15 protein-coding genes are annotated in these 15,255 nt (G+C 61.0%); 12 read left to right on the top strand and 3 right to left on the bottom strand.

The features are described from left to right. Positions 1-173 precede the first annotated feature (173 nt). From I6I07_RS11645 to I6I07_RS11595, 11 genes are all read left to right on the top strand, one after another. Positions 174-908, top strand: coding sequence for a response regulator (locus I6I07_RS11645; RefSeq protein ID WP_198486744.1), 735 nt, complete (start codon positions 174-176; stop codon positions 906-908). Continuing rightward, positions 905-2,005, top strand: coding sequence for an ATP-binding protein (locus I6I07_RS11640; protein WP_198486743.1), 1,101 nt, complete (start codon positions 905-907; stop codon positions 2,003-2,005). Before I6I07_RS11645 ends, I6I07_RS11640 begins: the two co-directional genes overlap by 4 nt. Before the next feature lie 246 nt (positions 2,006-2,251). Beyond that, positions 2,252-3,001 (top strand): response regulator transcription factor, encoded by a 750-nt coding sequence (locus tag I6I07_RS11635; RefSeq protein ID WP_198486742.1) that lies wholly within the window; start codon positions 2,252-2,254, stop codon positions 2,999-3,001. A 143-nt stretch (positions 3,002-3,144) separates the two neighbouring features. Next, positions 3,145-4,539 (top strand): TolC family protein, encoded by a 1,395-nt coding sequence (locus I6I07_RS11630; protein ID WP_198486741.1) that lies wholly within the window; start codon positions 3,145-3,147, stop codon positions 4,537-4,539. After that, a complete protein-coding gene (locus I6I07_RS11625; RefSeq protein ID WP_198486740.1) occupies positions 4,536-5,672 on the top strand; it encodes an ABC transporter permease in 1,137 nt (378 codons plus the stop codon). Before I6I07_RS11630 ends, I6I07_RS11625 begins: the two co-directional genes overlap by 4 nt. An 11-nt stretch (positions 5,673-5,683) precedes the next feature. Further along, positions 5,684-6,439 (top strand): ABC transporter ATP-binding protein, encoded by a 756-nt coding sequence (locus I6I07_RS11620; protein WP_198486739.1) that lies wholly within the window; start codon positions 5,684-5,686, stop codon positions 6,437-6,439. Next, on the top strand, positions 6,436-7,350 hold the full coding sequence (locus I6I07_RS11615) for an HlyD family secretion protein (protein WP_198486738.1): 915 nt from the start codon (positions 6,436-6,438) through the stop codon (positions 7,348-7,350). The genes I6I07_RS11620 and I6I07_RS11615 overlap by 4 nt, the downstream gene beginning before the upstream one ends. Then, positions 7,343-8,026, top strand: a complete 684-nt coding sequence (locus I6I07_RS11610) for an MtnX-like HAD-IB family phosphatase (protein WP_198486737.1) — start codon at positions 7,343-7,345, stop codon at positions 8,024-8,026. The genes I6I07_RS11615 and I6I07_RS11610 overlap by 8 nt, the downstream gene beginning before the upstream one ends. Next, positions 8,023-8,967, top strand: a complete 945-nt coding sequence (locus I6I07_RS11605; RefSeq protein ID WP_232626049.1) for an alpha/beta hydrolase — start codon at positions 8,023-8,025, stop codon at positions 8,965-8,967. The genes I6I07_RS11610 and I6I07_RS11605 overlap by 4 nt, the downstream gene beginning before the upstream one ends. Continuing rightward, the gene (locus I6I07_RS11600) at positions 8,960-9,331 is read left to right on the top strand and encodes an EamA family transporter (protein WP_232626048.1); all 372 of its coding nucleotides are present in this window, start codon (positions 8,960-8,962) and stop codon (positions 9,329-9,331) included. The genes I6I07_RS11605 and I6I07_RS11600 overlap by 8 nt, the downstream gene beginning before the upstream one ends. A gap of 42 nt (positions 9,332-9,373) precedes the next feature. Continuing rightward, complete coding sequence (locus tag I6I07_RS11595; RefSeq protein ID WP_232626047.1) at positions 9,374-9,730, top strand: DMT family transporter; 357 nt, start codon at positions 9,374-9,376, stop codon at positions 9,728-9,730. A 12-nt stretch (positions 9,731-9,742) separates the two neighbouring features. On the opposite strand, the gene I6I07_RS11590 is transcribed toward I6I07_RS11595, so the two are convergent. The 3 genes from I6I07_RS11590 to I6I07_RS11580 are packed head-to-tail and all read right to left on the bottom strand — an operon-like array spanning position 9,743 to position 13,085. Continuing rightward, positions 9,743-10,660 (bottom strand): hypothetical protein, encoded by a 918-nt coding sequence (locus I6I07_RS11590; protein ID WP_198486735.1) that lies wholly within the window; start codon positions 10,658-10,660, stop codon positions 9,743-9,745. Continuing rightward, positions 10,648-11,709, bottom strand: coding sequence for a GNAT family N-acetyltransferase (locus tag I6I07_RS11585; RefSeq protein WP_198486734.1), 1,062 nt, complete (start codon positions 11,707-11,709; stop codon positions 10,648-10,650). Before I6I07_RS11585 ends, I6I07_RS11590 begins: the two co-directional genes overlap by 13 nt. Continuing rightward, positions 11,709-13,085, bottom strand: coding sequence for an aspartate aminotransferase family protein (locus I6I07_RS11580; protein WP_198486733.1), 1,377 nt, complete (start codon positions 13,083-13,085; stop codon positions 11,709-11,711). Before I6I07_RS11580 ends, I6I07_RS11585 begins: the two co-directional genes overlap by 1 nt. 406 nt (positions 13,086-13,491) lie before the next feature. On the opposite strand from I6I07_RS11580, the gene I6I07_RS11575 reads away from it, so the two are divergent. Next, positions 13,492-15,129 carry an ABC transporter ATP-binding protein gene (locus I6I07_RS11575; protein WP_232626046.1) on the top strand — a complete coding sequence of 546 codons (1,638 nt, stop codon included), beginning with the start codon at positions 13,492-13,494 and terminating at the stop codon, positions 15,127-15,129. The last annotated feature ends 126 nt before the right edge of the window (positions 15,130-15,255 follow it).

The following is a 15,255-nucleotide window of genomic DNA, read 5'->3' as shown; positions in this document are numbered from 1 at the left end:
ACCGCGGCACAGACCTGCAAATATCATTTGGAGATTCCTTCCCGTCCGTGCCCTTCGCTGCCGATCTGCACGCAAGCATGGCCGCATGCTGAAGGCTCGGGGTGGCGTTTACGCCGGTATTGTGTGGAGATATGATGGCGGCATCGATAACCCCACCCCTCGCAACTGCCGTCATGTCCACCGATACCTCCTCGCTTGGTAGTTACGCAGACCACCAGGCCTTGATCCTCATCGCCGAAGACGAGCTGGAGATCGCAGACATCCTGCAGGCCTATCTGAAGCGCGCCGGGCTACGAACTTGCCATGCGGCTGACGGCCGCCGGGCATTGGATATGCACCTGGCGATGAAGCCGGACCTTGTACTGCTTGACGTGCAAATGCCTAAAGTGGACGGCTGGAAAGTGCTCGCCGAAATCCGCCATCGAGGCAATACCCCGGTCATTATGCTGACGGCCATGGATCAGGACGTCGACAAGTTGATGGGGCTGCGCTTTGGCGCTGATGATTATGTGGTCAAACCGTTCAATCCGGCAGAGGTTGTCGCACGCACACAGGCCGTCCTGCGCCGCTCGATGGCTGGCCCCACGGATAATGGCCGGATACTGCGGGTCTCTCCCTTTGAAATCGACCTGGACCAGCATGTGGTCACCGTCAGCGTGGATGGGCAACCCCAGATAGTCAGCGTGACGCTCACCGAATTCCGACTCCTGACACATCTGGCGCGCGCGCCGAGAAAGGTCTGCACGCGGGCCGAATTGCTGGCGTCCTGCCTGCCGGAAGGCGACTCGCTGGAACGCACTGTGGACAGCCATATAAGCAAGCTTCGCAAGAAGTTGGAGGATGTCGGCATAGAGGGCATCCCGGTCGGGATTCGCGGTGTTGGCTACAAACTGCTGGGCGCCGAATGAAACCTGCCGGACTGAGCCGCCAGATCGTGCTGAGCATGGTTGCCCTGGCGTTTGGGGTGGTGCTGTTCCTGATATTGACCTCCTATGCCGTGTTTTACCTCGCGGACAAGTATTGGCCCGAGACCATCACAGAGACGTCTGAATGGGAGGTGACGGATGTCGAGTGGGTCTGGATGATATTGACCACGGTGGTTGCATTAGTGCTGGCCGCCGTTGTCGCCCTTCATTTGGCGCGACGCATCCTGGTTCCACTCAATTCGCTCGCCAACAGCATCCGTCTGGTGGCCAACGGCGATCTGAGCGCGCGCGCGGATGCGGGCGACCGTTCACTTGGAGAGGCGTCCGCGCTGGCGGATGACTTCAATGCGCTCGCCAGCCAATTGCAGCGCATGACTCACGAGCGCTCTTTCTGGAATGCGGCAATTGCCCACGAATTGCGCACGCCAGTAACGATTCTGCGCGGGCGCCTGCAAGGGTTGGCGGAAGGCGTTTTCTATCCCGAAGAATCTCTGTTCCGCAGCCTGTTGGCACAGGTTGAGGGCCTATCGCGACTGATCGAAGACCTGCGCGCGGTCAGCCTGGCCGAAAACGGGCATCTCGATTTGCACATCCAAGAGACCGATCTTTCCATCGAGGTGGCCTCAGTGGTTGATTTCTGCACGCATGCCCTGCAGGCATCGGGCCATCGCCCAGAACTCGATCTGCAAGCGGGAGCCGTACTATGCGACCCAGTGCGCATCCGCCAAGCGCTGCTCGCGCTGCTTGAGAATGTGCGCCGGCATGCGGTGCCCGGCGTGGTCACTATCCGGACTCGGCTGGAGGATGAATGGAGCATCTTGCAGGTTGAAGATGAAGGCCCCGGCATCCCGAAGGAGTTTGCTTCGCAGGTATTTACCGCATTTCGACGCCTGCAGCGGACTGACGGCAAGGACACCGGTAGTAGTGGCGGAAGCGGGTTGGGCCTGGCCGTAGCCGCAGCCATCGCCCAGGCGCACGGAGGTCGTGCGTCGTGCCACCCGTCCGCGGCCGGCGGTTCTTGCTTCGAACTACGCTGGCCCATCGCACTGTCGGCTAGCGACAAGACGGCGGACTCGTAGCGCTACGCTCGGGCCTCCATCAAACCGGCGGCATCGTCCCGCGCCTGCCTGGCTCGGACGCCTCTCCTTCGGGCAAGACGAGTTCCGTCGAACCAGATGCGAAACGCGTATTTGACGATCCACTACATCAAACCTCCGCAAAGCATGCACTGAACCACCACGTGCGTGGGTCATGCTCTCGACATACTTTCCCTATCCGGCAATTTTGCCGCGGTCGCGAACATCTCTCGACCAAAGGAACTGACTATGTCCCTCGCCTCCGCTCAATCGACAAAGGTTCTGCTGATTGAAAAGGATCCGAAAATGTCGAACCTGGTCGCGCGGTTCCTCAGCCTGCACGGATTCGAGGTTGCCCAGACATACCGAGGAGAGCATGCAACGCGGGCCTTCGAACACCACAGTCCGGCGATAGCGATTATCGATTTACAGCTTCCTGACTACGACGGCTTGCAAGTATGCAAAGATCTCAGAGCTACATCGGAGGTTCCGATCCTGGTGCTGAGCGCCGCCAGCGACAGTCGCAGCCACATCCAGGCCCTGGAGTCCGGTGCAGATGATTATGTCGTCAAATCGGTACAGCCACGGGTATTGCTGGCACGAATTCGCGCGCTGCTGCGCCGGCAGATCACGGCGGAAATCCGACGCGACAAGTTGGTACTCGGAGCGCTTACCATCGACCGCCGCACCCGCTCGGCGATATGGGGCGACGGCACAACCGTGCCACTCACCACGGCGGAGTTCGAGATCTTGTGGGTATTGGCCAATCATGCGGGGAAAGTCCTGTCGCGAGAGGAGCTGACAAGGCTGACGCGGGGTGACTCCCGCTCCAGGCACATCGGCAGCAAGACCAGGATCGATGTATGCGTGTGCAAGTTACGCAGCAAGCTGAACGGGAAAAATCCCGGCCCCTCTTGTATCAAGACAGTCTGGGGACAAGGTTACGTATTTGTGCCAAGCCTTGCCACCAGCGACCGGCGCATGCCGCAACCCGTATAGGAATAACGGGCGATCTCCCCCCCCCAAACTCCACGTCCATCAGTTCTCCATACAAACCGCATGCCTGCGCAACGTCAGGCAACGATGATCCTTGCATTGGCCATTCAATCGACACGGGTGGATTTCTGCCACGCGATTTTCCCATGACAAGCCCGTCCGCTCTATCCAGGATCCGCTTTATCACGCTGCTAGCCATTGCCACGCAACTCGGCTGCACTGCCGTTTCGGTACCGAAAATGCCCGGCCAGGTGCCCAGCGCCTGGTCGGAGCCGGCGGAGCCGGCAGGACGGCCCGTGGATTTGCGGTCCTGGTGGAAAGCGCTGGACGACTCCCGATTGAACAGATTGGTCGAAGAAGCCTTGCATCACAATTTGGACCTTGCTCAGTCCGCCCGCCTGCTGGAAGCGGAACGTCAGCTTGCCGGCCGAGCGAATGCGCGATTCCTTCCCTGGCTTACGGCAGGTGCTCATCCAGCCAAGGATGCCGCCGCACGGGATTCATACTTCAACGTCGGCCTCGACATGGCGTGGGAATTGGGCCTGTTCGGCGCCGCGGAGAGCGGACGGATTCTGGCCCAGGCGGATTTGGAGCGGGCCGAGGCGCGCCAACAAGGCCTGCGCGTATCGCTCGTCGCCGCAGTGGTGCGCAATTATCTCGATCTGGGTGTGGCGAATGGACAGATAGAGATCCTGCGTCAGATACAAGCCATCGACTCGAAAGCCGAACGTTTCACCCTGACCAGGTTGAACGCCCATCTCGGAAGTCAAAAAGAGGTGGATGCCGCCAGCCTGCAACGTTGGCAAACGCAGTCAGAACTCGCCGCCATGCGCCTGACGGCGGACCGTGCTGCGCGGGCGCTGGCGCTACTGCTCGGCCGAAGCGGTCCCGACCCGGCGTGGTACGAAGCCGTGCAACCAGGCACGCTAACGTCTTTCGCTCTACATGACATTCCGGCTGATCTCCTTAGAACCCGGCCAGATATTGGCGAAGCCGAGGCTGAAGTGCTGCGGGCGGCCGCGAGTCTGGGGATCGCCCGCGCGGCGATGTACCCGCGGCTAAGCCTGGGAGGCTCGATCCTATATTCCTACAACGTCACCCAGAATCGCCGCTCCAACAGCAACTTCGTGCCGTCAGTGGGACCAACGATCGATATTCCGCTATGGGATTGGGGGGTGCGACGGGCCCAGGTCGTAGCCAGCGAGCGTGGGATCGATGCGGCGTTACTGGGATACCAACAGGCCGTACTGACCGGAGTATCCGAAGTCGAAGAAGCATTGTCTTCGCTTGAGCGACTGCGTGAGCGGGTCCAGGCGCTGGAGGAAGCCGGCCAAGCGCAGGCTCGACGCGTCGCTGCACAGCGCCAACTGGCCGCGCTCGGCTTGTCGAGCGACTTCGAGACGCTGGCGGAAAAGCGTTCCTTTCTCGAAGCGCGGGCAAAGACCGAACTGGCGCGGGGCTCCAGAACATTGGCGTTCGTCGCGCTATACAAGGCGTTGGGCGGCGCACCGCTCGACGACGGCGGGGAAGCGAATCCATGATCGCCCTGGCGCGCAAGACACTGATACACGAATGGAAACGCTTCGTGCCGGTGGTGCTATCCGTGGGGTTCACCGGCTTGATGCTGGCAACCCAGGCAGCTTTGGTACTGGGAATATTCGGCACGGCGGCCCTGTACGTCCGGGAGTCTTCGGGACATATCTGGGCGGGCTATCCAGGCACACAGAGCGTCAATTTCGGCCGTTCTGTAAGCGCGGATGCCGAGGTGTGGTTACGCATGGACCCGGACGTCGTGGCGGTTGAGCCCTATCAATGGGTCGATGGCGATTGGACCCCCGAGTCTCCCGGATTGGGCAGCGTATCCGTGTATTTATCCGGCATTTCGACTGATCGCGAGGCGATGCTCTTCTCCAGGCTACTTCCCCCGGAACTCCGAGCACGCCTGCGCGAGCCAGGCGCGGTCATCGTAGACAGCGCAGACCTCGATTCGCTGGGTGTGAGCGTGGGTGGGCGGGCCTGGATCAATCGCTACGCGGTGCGTGTTGTCGCCACGCTGCCTGGCCTGCGCGGCCTGGGCGGGGTGAACGTATTGGCGTCGCTGGAAACCGCAACCGCCATTGCGCCGCAGCAGGCCAATCAAGGAAAAACCTATTACGTTGCGCGCCTTGCCGACTCCAGTCGTATCCAGGCGGCGTATGCGAGACTGGCCAAGGTCGGTTCGAGTTTCGGGCCACTCCAGGTTTGGACGGCGCGGGAGTTCGCGCAACGCTCCCAGCGCTATTGGCTGCTGGATACGGGCGCGGGGACGGCTGTAATGTTCATGGCGCTCATTGTCTGCATCGTCGGTGTCGTGATCACCAGTCAATCGTTCTCGGCTGTCGTAGCGGCATCGGCACGCGAGTACGCCACGCTCAACGCCCTTGGTGCCAGCCGCTACGCGCTTTCCCGGGTAGTGATCGAACAAGCTTGCCTGGTAGGGGGCTTGGGCTTACTGATTGCGGCTATCGCAAGCGCGCTTCTGTTGGCGGCCGCGGCAGCCTATCACGTCCCGGTCGCCATGACACCGACGGCGGCCCTGGCCTGTATTGTCATGATTGGGTTGATGGCATTGCTTTCCAGCCTGATGGCCATTCGCGCCCTGTTCCGCACCGACCCATCCTTGTTGCTTCGTTGATGGACTCGGATATGTCACACCCCAGCCGGCATAGCCCCTCGGCCAATGCTGTCGCCACCCCTAGCCTGGAAGCGGTCGGACTCGTGAAGTCCTTTTCTTCGGGCGGGGTACACGCACCGGTGTTGCAAGGGCTGTCGTTGGACGTGTACCCCGGCGAACTGACTTTGATTTCAGGTCCGTCGGGATGCGGGAAAAGCACCCTGCTTTCCTTGCTTTCCGGCCTTCAGCGTCCAGATAGCGGCCATACACGGGCGCTCGGGCATGACGTTGGCAGCATGAGCCGCAAGGCGCAAGAGGCTTTCCGGCTGAGACACACGGGGTTCGTGTTTCAAGGGTTCAATCTGTTTCCGGCGCTCACGGCGCTGGAGCAAGTGCAACTGCCGCTCGGCTATCTGGGAGTCCGCAACGCCGACAGCCTCGCGCTTGCCAGGCATGCGCTGGACGAGGTCCAGCTGTCACATCGCTCCCATTTGCGGCCCGCCCAGCTCTCCGGCGGGGAAAAGCAGCGGGTGGCCATTGCCCGTGCGATCGCCAAAGCGCCAGACCTGCTGTTCGCGGACGAGCCGACCAGTTCGCTGGACGCCGAAAACGGGCAGCGCGTGGTCGACATCATGCGCCGCTTCGCGTGCAAGCGCGGGGCCACCGTACTGTGCGTCAGCCATGACCCGCGCCTGGTGAAACATGCCGATCGTGTCATCTACATGGAAGACGGGAGCATACGCAGCGATACACGCAATATGCCAGATCATCGAGGAGTAGAGGAATGAGGGGTTCAGCCATCGCGCGCTGGCACATTTTAGTGATCGCATGCACCCTGGCGCTCTGCGCCTGCTCGGAGCGCGACACGGCGGACGCTTCCACGCAACGCACCGAAAGCCAGGGCCCGCGCCCCGTCGCGGTCGCGCGCGGAAAAGTCGAGGTCGAAGGTGGGCTGATTGTGCTGGCGCCGACAATTGCAGGATCAGTCATCGCCATGGACGCGCGCGAGGGCATTCGCGTCGAGCGCGGCCAGGTGCTGCTGAAGATGGAAAGTGAGCAGGTCTCCGCGGCGGCATCCTTGGCGAAGTCCGAATTGAAACTGGCTCGCGCCAAGCTGGAGGCTAGCGAGCGGCGCCTGCCCGAGCTGCGGCGGGCTGCTGGGCGCTACGGCGAAGCGGCACGCTCAGGCGCGGCCTCGCCTCAGTTGGCCGATGAAGCGCAGCAAAGATTGGCCGAGGCAAAGTCCGACGCCGCAGTGGCGCGTGCCGAATCGGAGGTGGCCGAAACCCGCCTGAAGCAAGCCGAGGCCGCGGTGACACAGCTGGCGCTGCGCGCGCCCGCGGAAGGGTTCGTGGTGGAGGTCTCCACTCAGGTCGGCTCCCATCTGAAACCCGGTGATGCTGCCTTGACCCTCCTTCCGCGCCGCCCGCTCATTGTGCGCGCGGAGCTCAATGCCACGTACGTCACCTCGGTGCGCCCGGGCATGCTGGCAACCGTGGCGTCGGACCAGGATCCCTCGGCAAACGCATCCCCATGGCCGCCAGCGCGGCTAGTCCGCATCAACCCCATCTATAGAAATGGCCTTCAACAACAGGACACGCAACGCGCCCCTGCCCCCGTGGTCGAGTGCATCCTGGAATTCGACGGTCCGATCCCCGCGCTCGTTGGGCAAAACGTAATAGTGAAATTTCATGAATGAGACCTTTTTTTCCAATTGGACGATCCTTTGCGACTTTGACGGCACCATCAGCCATCAGGACGTTACCGACACACTTCTCGTACGCTATGGTCGTCCCGGGTGGGAAGCGCTGGAAGAAGCATGGCAGCGAGGGGAAATCGGCTCTCGAGAGTGCATGAGGCGGCAGGTGGCCCTTCTGGACATGAGCGCTCTGGAGCTTCAGAGCAGCCTGAACCAGATCACCATAGACCCGGGGTTTCACCGCTTCGTACAGCATGCTTTTCAGCTGGGCATGGAAGTGCGCGTGGTCAGCGACGGGCTGGATCACGCTATTTCCACGGTACTTTCCCGGGAAGGCCTAGGACAGATTCCTATCGTGGCCAACCAGCTTTTACCTGCCGGGCTCCGGTGTTGGAAATTGGAAACGCCGTGGGCGCAAGCGGGTTGCGCCAGCGCAAATTGCAAGTGCGGGCAATTGAACGACCACCGGAAGGCAGGCAAGCGCGTCCTTTATGTGGGCGACGGAACCTCGGATTACTGTGTCTCCGCCAATGCCGACTACGTGCTTGCCAAGTCCAGGCTGTTGGAATACTGCCGCGGCAACGAGATTCCCCACGCCCCCTTTCTCGACTTCGACGAGGCCCTGTTACGCCTTTCCTCTCTTCCGATTCGCCGGGAAGAAAGGTGGTTGGCGTGATCCTTCCCACTTTCGTCGCGAACGCCGCCCCACCGCCGCTTGGCAAGCGGGCAAACTTCCCACGAGATGAGCATCCCCACGTCCCAACCCTTGGGAATGAGTATTTTCTTGAAGGACGAGGAAGCCGGGCCCGTACCGGGGTGCTTCTCATCCATGGCTTGACCGGTACCCCCAACGAGATGCGCGTACTGGCGCGCGGCTTGCATCTTCTCGGCTATAGCGTATTCGCGGTACAGCTCGCAGGGCACTGCGGCACACAGGAAGACCTGGTCGCCACGACGTGGCTGGACTGGCTCGCCTGCGTGCGTCGTGGCGCCGACATCCTGGCCAGCCGGGTCGATCGCCTCTTCGTCGGCGGGCTGTCGATGGGCGCGCTGTTGGCGCTAGCCTTGGCACAAGAGCGCCCATTCCACGTCGCCGGTGTCTTGGCACTGTCGCCCGCATTTCGCCATGATGGCTGGAGCATGCCCTACTACACCAGACTGTCTTTCCTTCTGCCGCTATTTCGAGGGCTCGGCATCGGTCGCGGTCGCGTCTTCCTGGAACAGCCCCCCTACGGAATCAAGGACGAAGCACTGCGCGCCCGGGTCGTTGCCAGTATGCGCGAGGGAAATAGCCGCGCATCCGGATTGCCGGGTAATCCCTGGTGGTCGGTGGTGGAAATGCGCAAGCTGGCGTCGTCGGTATTGCGTTACATGAAAGCGCTGCGCGCGCCTTGCCTGGTCATGCATGCCCGACACGACGATATCGCTTCAGTGTCGAACGCGCTGCAGATAGTGCGACGAGCAAAGAATGCTTCCGTACGTCTGCAGCTGCTTGAAGACAGCTATCACATGATCACGATCGACAAGGAGCGCCGGACCGTCATCACCAGCGTGGCCGCATTCATTGCCGAGCTCTCGGATCGACCTTCAACCGACAGGAACCAGCGGAATGAATGACTCGATGTCGCCCTTGGTGATGATGCTGTGGATTCTCAATCTCTTGTTCGACAGCATCGGACAACTCGTATTCAAAGCTGCGGCGGTCGACCCACACCTGGGGGAAGGCGGGAATCGGTGGCGGAGAATGGCAAGAAGGCCCTGGATATGGATCGGCTTCGTCTGCTATGCCATGGAGTTCGTGCTCTGGCTCGCATTCATTTCCCTGGTACCGCTCTCCGACGGCGTGCTGCTGGGATCGATCAGTATCGTGATTGTGATGTTGCTCGGTCGCATCGTGTTCGGGGAACGCCTGACGCCGTTGCGGGTAATGGGGATCTTATTGGTTTCGATTGGCGTGGCCGTCGTGGGCCTGAAAGGATAGGAAACGATGCGGCGGTTTTATTTGATCGGATTCCTGGTATTGATGTCGTTCGACACCCTCGCGCAACTGAGCTTCAAGTTGGCGGGCGAGCAGGCGCTTCCGCTCGAGATGTCGTGGGCCTGGATGGGCCGGGTATTCGGGCAGCCTTGGATCTACGGCGCCTTTATCGGGTACGCGGGAGCATTTTTTGCCTGGATGGTTTTGCTCAGGCATGCTCCCATTGGCCCCGCTTTCGCCGCATCGTACCTGGAGATTGTCGCGGTACTGCTGGCGTCGGCCTACTTTTTTGGCGAAACCATCGGCTGGCCGCAGGTCGCCGGAACCGTGTTGATCTTGGCTGGCATAGGATGCCTCGCCCTTAGCGAGTCATCTTCGACCTCGAAGCCACGGCGAAAATGAACACGATGCCGTTTAGCGCGCCGCGTTGAGCATACGAAGAATTTGCCAATTGAAGGCATTCTGGCGAGCCTGCCATGGCAGCAAATGCTCAACCAGATGGGCAGTCTCCTGCCCATCTGCCGCGCTCAGCCAACGCTTCCAGGCGGTGCGGTAGCGCCAAACGGAAACGTCACCCGTGACGTCGCTGCCAACCACGCACCCCTGCAGCGCGTTGACGATAGCCGCCACATCGGCACGGCGGAGCACGCCCTGGTCCCAGTTCGTGTGCACCTCGTCCTGTGACAACACGTCCTTGTCGATACTGCAATAAGTAGGCCGACGCTCGGCCCGCAGCGCCGCGCTGGCTGCCAGGATCAGGCTTTCCCGGTCTGGAAAGCTATGGAAATGTGCCTGAAGTCCAAGCCATCGCGCCCACCGCGTGTCAACACCGGTGCTCCAGTAAGAGATCTTTCCGGCCAGCAGGGAGCCTAGCTTGTGTTCCCACGCGTGTGCGAACCCCAGATCGCCGGACGTGATGCCGATGATATGCACCTGGGCCACTTCAGGGATACGAGCCACATGATGAACCCAGGAACCGCAATGGACTCCCCAAGGGAACCGCATGTTGTCTGGATGATTGTCCAGGACAACCACGCGCAGGCCAGCGTGCGTCTGCAGCCGTGCGCAACGCTCGACCAACGGCAAGCTCAGATGATGAAAATCACCGCTGCCAAGAAAGACGGTGCCGTGATCGCCCGCGGCCGGCATGCGGCTTTCCAGATTTCGCATGCATGCCCTCAAGACGTCGCGCCGACAGCCATAGCGGATGGCTTCACGCCAATCATCGTTCAGTATCAATCTGATTTCGGCGGGAAGCGCTCCGACTGAGCCATCCGTGTCGAATACCACCGGGCGGCTTGCGGCGTGGAACGCTTCTTCTAAGGCAACCATTGCTTATCCGCCGTGAAGTGTTTACGGAAGCTGCGCGCCAGCATGCGGAGCACTGGATTGCGCACGTACACGGCGTGGCGCGTCGCCGTGAACTTCGCGCCCAGCATCGCCTTGACACCAGGGTCGGTCCAGCCTGCGACGTAGTGGGTCAGCCCTCGTTGCAAGGCGTATTCCAGGTTGACCATCCAGCTTATGAAGTACAGATTCACCTGGCGCGAGCCGGGGTAGGACAAGCCGATATACTTGTCCACCAGGCGCGTACCGTCGTCAAAACAGAGGTTCCATCCCAGCAGGTCGCCGGTGTCGGAGTGACGGTACTCAAAGACGATCCCTTGAGCGGCTTCATCGCGTAGCAAGGCCGCAAGAAAAGGGCGCGTCAGACGGTCGAAGTGGATGCTGCTCTGGGCGTAGACCTCTTCGTACAAGGCGTAGTAACTATCGATTCGCGCATCGTCCGAAAATGCCGCTCCCGTGACAATCTTCTCGACCGTGACCCGATCCCTGGCACGCAGCTTTCGCGTCAAGTACCGGCGCGCGGATTTGGGCAGGCGCTCCACATAGGCGCCGCTATCAGAGAAATCAATGGGAACGTACGCCAGCGCCTGGCCCTCGACCACCACCCATCCCTGCTCCTCGCAGGCCTGCGCAAAAGCGTCCGCGTTCGCGTTCTCTGCCTCACCAAGCAACGGAGAGTGGTGCGGCAGGTCTTTGATGATGGTCAGTCCGCGGCGCCGCCCAGGCCCCTGGCCTAGCGCTCGCACCATGGCCGCCGGATCCGCATCGACCGGAATCAAGGCGTACTCGCTCACCGTCGTGCCAATGAAATTCGCGCGCAGGGTGAGCCATCGCGACCACCGCGCGTAGCCGGGCAGACCTCGCACTCGCTCCTTGAGGGCATCGTCCGCCGTTGTCAGCAGATCGAACGGCGCGACAAACGCCAGCAAGGGAGACTCCTGCAGGATCTCGAAGCCCTCCGGAGGATGCTTTACGAAGCACTCGACAAGGGCGTTGGGTTCGAGCGAGTTCCGCAGAACACGGCTTGCGGGCATCAGGTTCGCCTGGCGCGCGCGATCAGCTGGTCGAGCAGGGCCAGTGCCTCGTCTATTTCCGAACGGCTTATCATCAAGGATGGCGCGAACGTGATCACGTTCTTGTAGTAGCCGCCCACATCAAGCACCAGACCACGCTTGCGTCCCTGGTAGTCCAGGTCCCCTGCCAAGCCGATGTCGACCATGCGATCCAGCAGGGCCTTGTTGGGCGTATAGCCGTCTTCCGTGCATATTTCAGCGCGCAACGCAAGCCCTAGACCATCAACGTCGCCGATTTCTCGATGGCGCCTTTGCAGATCGCGCAGGCCTTCCAGGAAGTAGGCACCAGAATCTCTTACTCGGCGCCCGAAGTCGACCTCATGCGTCATCTTCATGACTTCCAGGCCAATGGCCGTCCCCAAGGGATTGGAGGCGAAAGTCGAATGCGTAGAACCGGGGGGAAACACCTCTGGATTGATAAGTTCCTCCCGCGCCCACAGGCCGGAAAGCGGATTCAGGCCATTGGTCAGCGCTTTAGCGAACACCAGCACGTCCGGCTTGATACCGAAGTTCTCCACGGACCACAGCGTTCCCGTGCGCCAGAAGCCCATTTGAATCTCGTCGACCACGAGCAGAATGCCGTGCTGATCCAACACGTGCTTGAGGCCGGTGAAGAAATTGGCGGGTGGAATCACATACCCGCCCGTGCCCTGAATCGGCTCAATGTAGAAGGCGGCATACTCGCACTGCGCGGCTTTCGGGTCCCAGACCGCGTGATACTCGTTCTCGAACTTTCGGGCGAACTCCCTGACGATCGAGTCCGCGTACTCTTCAGCGGTCATGCCCTTGGGGCGACGAAACGGATACGGAAACGGAATGAACTGCGCCCGATCGCCGAAATGCCCATAGCGGCGTCGATAGCGATAGCTGGACGTGATGCTCGACGCGCCCAACGTACGACCGTGATAGCCGCCCTCGAAGGCAAACATCAAACTCTTTCCCTGGCTGGCGTTGCGCACAATCTTGAGCGAATCTTCGATGGCTTGAGCCCCGCCGACGTTGAAGTGCACGCGCCCGGCGCGGCCCCACTTCTTTTCGGCGTCTTGAGCGATGACACGGGCCAATTCGATCTTGGTCGGATGCAGGTACTGGCTGGCGACCTGGGGCAACGTTTCGAGTTGACGCCGCATGGCGTCTTCAAGACGGGCGTTTCGATAACCAAAGTTGACTGCCGAGTACCACATCTGCAGATCCAGATACGGCGTACCCGATTCGTCGAACATGTAACTGCCTTCGCAGCCGGCGAATATCTTGGGCGGGTTTACGTAGTGGACCGTATCGCCGAAAGAGCAATAACGGGCTTCATCTGCCAGCAGGCTGGCGGTGTCGATGGACATGGACGCGGAATCTCCGTAATGGGTGCGGAGAGTTTGCGTGGCCGAGGTGGATACATCGTTGCGCAATTGTGGACATAGGATGGAAGCCCGCATCCGCACGTCGCTGTTGCTAGCCCCCCCTCTATCTCCACACAGTGTCCATAGCAGCGGGAACGAATCTCTATAAAGGATTGCGAGAATCAGAGCTTTGGGCGATCCGAGGTGCCGCTCGCGGACGAATCCGGTCAACGCCCGTAGGTAGCGTGAGATGCAAACACGGAATGAACGTCCCGGGAATGACCCAGAGTGCTACGAAGACCTAGCCGTCAGGCACGTTTCGCTTGCGCGTGTGTTCACCTTGTTCACACCTTATCGCCGACGAATCCTACTGGTTGTGGTGTTGCTTCTGCTAGGCTCGTTGACCAGCATGGCCTCGCCATTCATGCTGCGTGCCGTTATCGACGAAGCATTGCCCCATGCAAACCTGGTCATGCTGCTCTGGCTCGTCAGCGGAATGATCGCGGTGGCTATAGTGGGCGCTGCGATCGGCGCCTTGCAGACGATTCTGTCGGCACGAATCGGGCAAGCCATTCTGCATGACCTGCGCGTGCGGGTATACGCGCATTTACAGTCCCTTTCCCTGAGATTTTTCACCGGCACCCGCACCGGTGAAATCCAGTCGCGCATCGCCAATGACATCGGCGGACTGCAGTCGCTGGTTACCGACGCGGGGAACGAGCTGGCGCGCAGCCTCAGCACGGTGCTCATGACGACCATCGCCATGTGTCTGCTTGACTGGCGGTTGGCGCTCTTCTCGTTGCTGGTCGTACCATTGACGGTCATGATCAGCCAACGAGTCGCCCGGCAGCGAGAGGCCATTATCTACGCGCAGCAAGCCAGGCAGGCGGACCTTTCGTCGGCGATCCAGGAATCTCTCTCGCTCTCCGGCATCATCCTGGCCCGCACTCTGCGCCGAAGCGGCCTATTGATCCACAGCTTCTCGCGCACTTCGCGAGACGTCGCCGCGCTGGAAGTGCGCTCCCGGACCGCAGGCGAATGGCAGTGGGCGTTGATCGGCCTGACGCTCTCGATCCTGCCCGCGCTGACCTTGCTTCTCGGGGGGGTGCTGATAAGCGGCAGCACGCCACTGACCATCGGCACTCTGGTCGCCCTGATCGCCCTGCAGGAACAGCTGCTGTGGCCTTTCGAGCAACTGTTGCAGCTTGGACGCGATGTACGCACAACCCGCGCGTTGTTCGCCCGCATCTTCGAGTACCTGGACACGCCGATCGAAATCAAAGAACGAGCGGCCGCAGTGGAGCTGGTTCGCGAATCCATGCGTGGCCGGGTGCAGGTCGACAACGTCACCTTCCGCTACGACAAGCGCAGCCCTCCCGTCCTGGAGGAGATCAGCTTCGACATCCCCGCTGGCAGCCACGTCGCTATCGTCGGTGCTACCGGATCGGGCAAGAGTACACTCGGCCACTTGCTGGCTCGCCTATACGACGTCGATGACGGCTCGATCCGCTATGACGGAATCGACGTCCGAGATCTCAGTTTCCAATCGTTGTCCGAAATGCTCGGCGTGGTCTCGCAGGAACCGTACCTCTTGGACGCCTCGGTGGCCGACAACCTGCGCTTTGCCAAAGCGGAGGCAACCGACGAGGAACTGGTGGCGGCGGCCCAGGCAGCACAACTCGATGCCGCAGTACGCAGGTTGCCACACGGCTACGACACATTGGTTGGAGAACGTGGACACCGTTTCTCAGGCGGAGAGAAACAGCGCTTGGCGCTGGCCCGCACCATACTGCGCAATCCCCCAGTGCTGTTGCTCGATGAAGCCACCAGTTCGCTCGATACTCGCACCGAGCGGGCCCTGACCGAAGCCTTGAACACCCTTTCGAAGGACCGCACTATCATCACAATCGCGCATCGGCTATCCACCGTTCGCCACGCCGACCTGATCATAGTGCTGCAATCCGGGCGGATCGTGGAGCGTGGCACCCATGAAGAACTGCTGGCGCAGCGCGGCGTCTATGCTGAGCTGGTTCGCTCTTCTTCGTAGCTCATATCAAAGGGGCGTGACCGCCAGGACATGATTCACGTCGTCGAGGCTATGCGGGTCTGCGCCTTGGTAACAGCGGCGGCATGGAAAGCCAGCGGATCAGAGAACGTTGATCGAGCGGATACA

This window comes from Achromobacter deleyi, assembly GCF_016127315.1.
Lineage (GTDB): Bacteria > Pseudomonadota > Gammaproteobacteria > Burkholderiales > Burkholderiaceae_B > Achromobacter > Achromobacter insuavis_A.
This window is presented reverse-complemented; position numbering and strand designations above follow the sequence as displayed.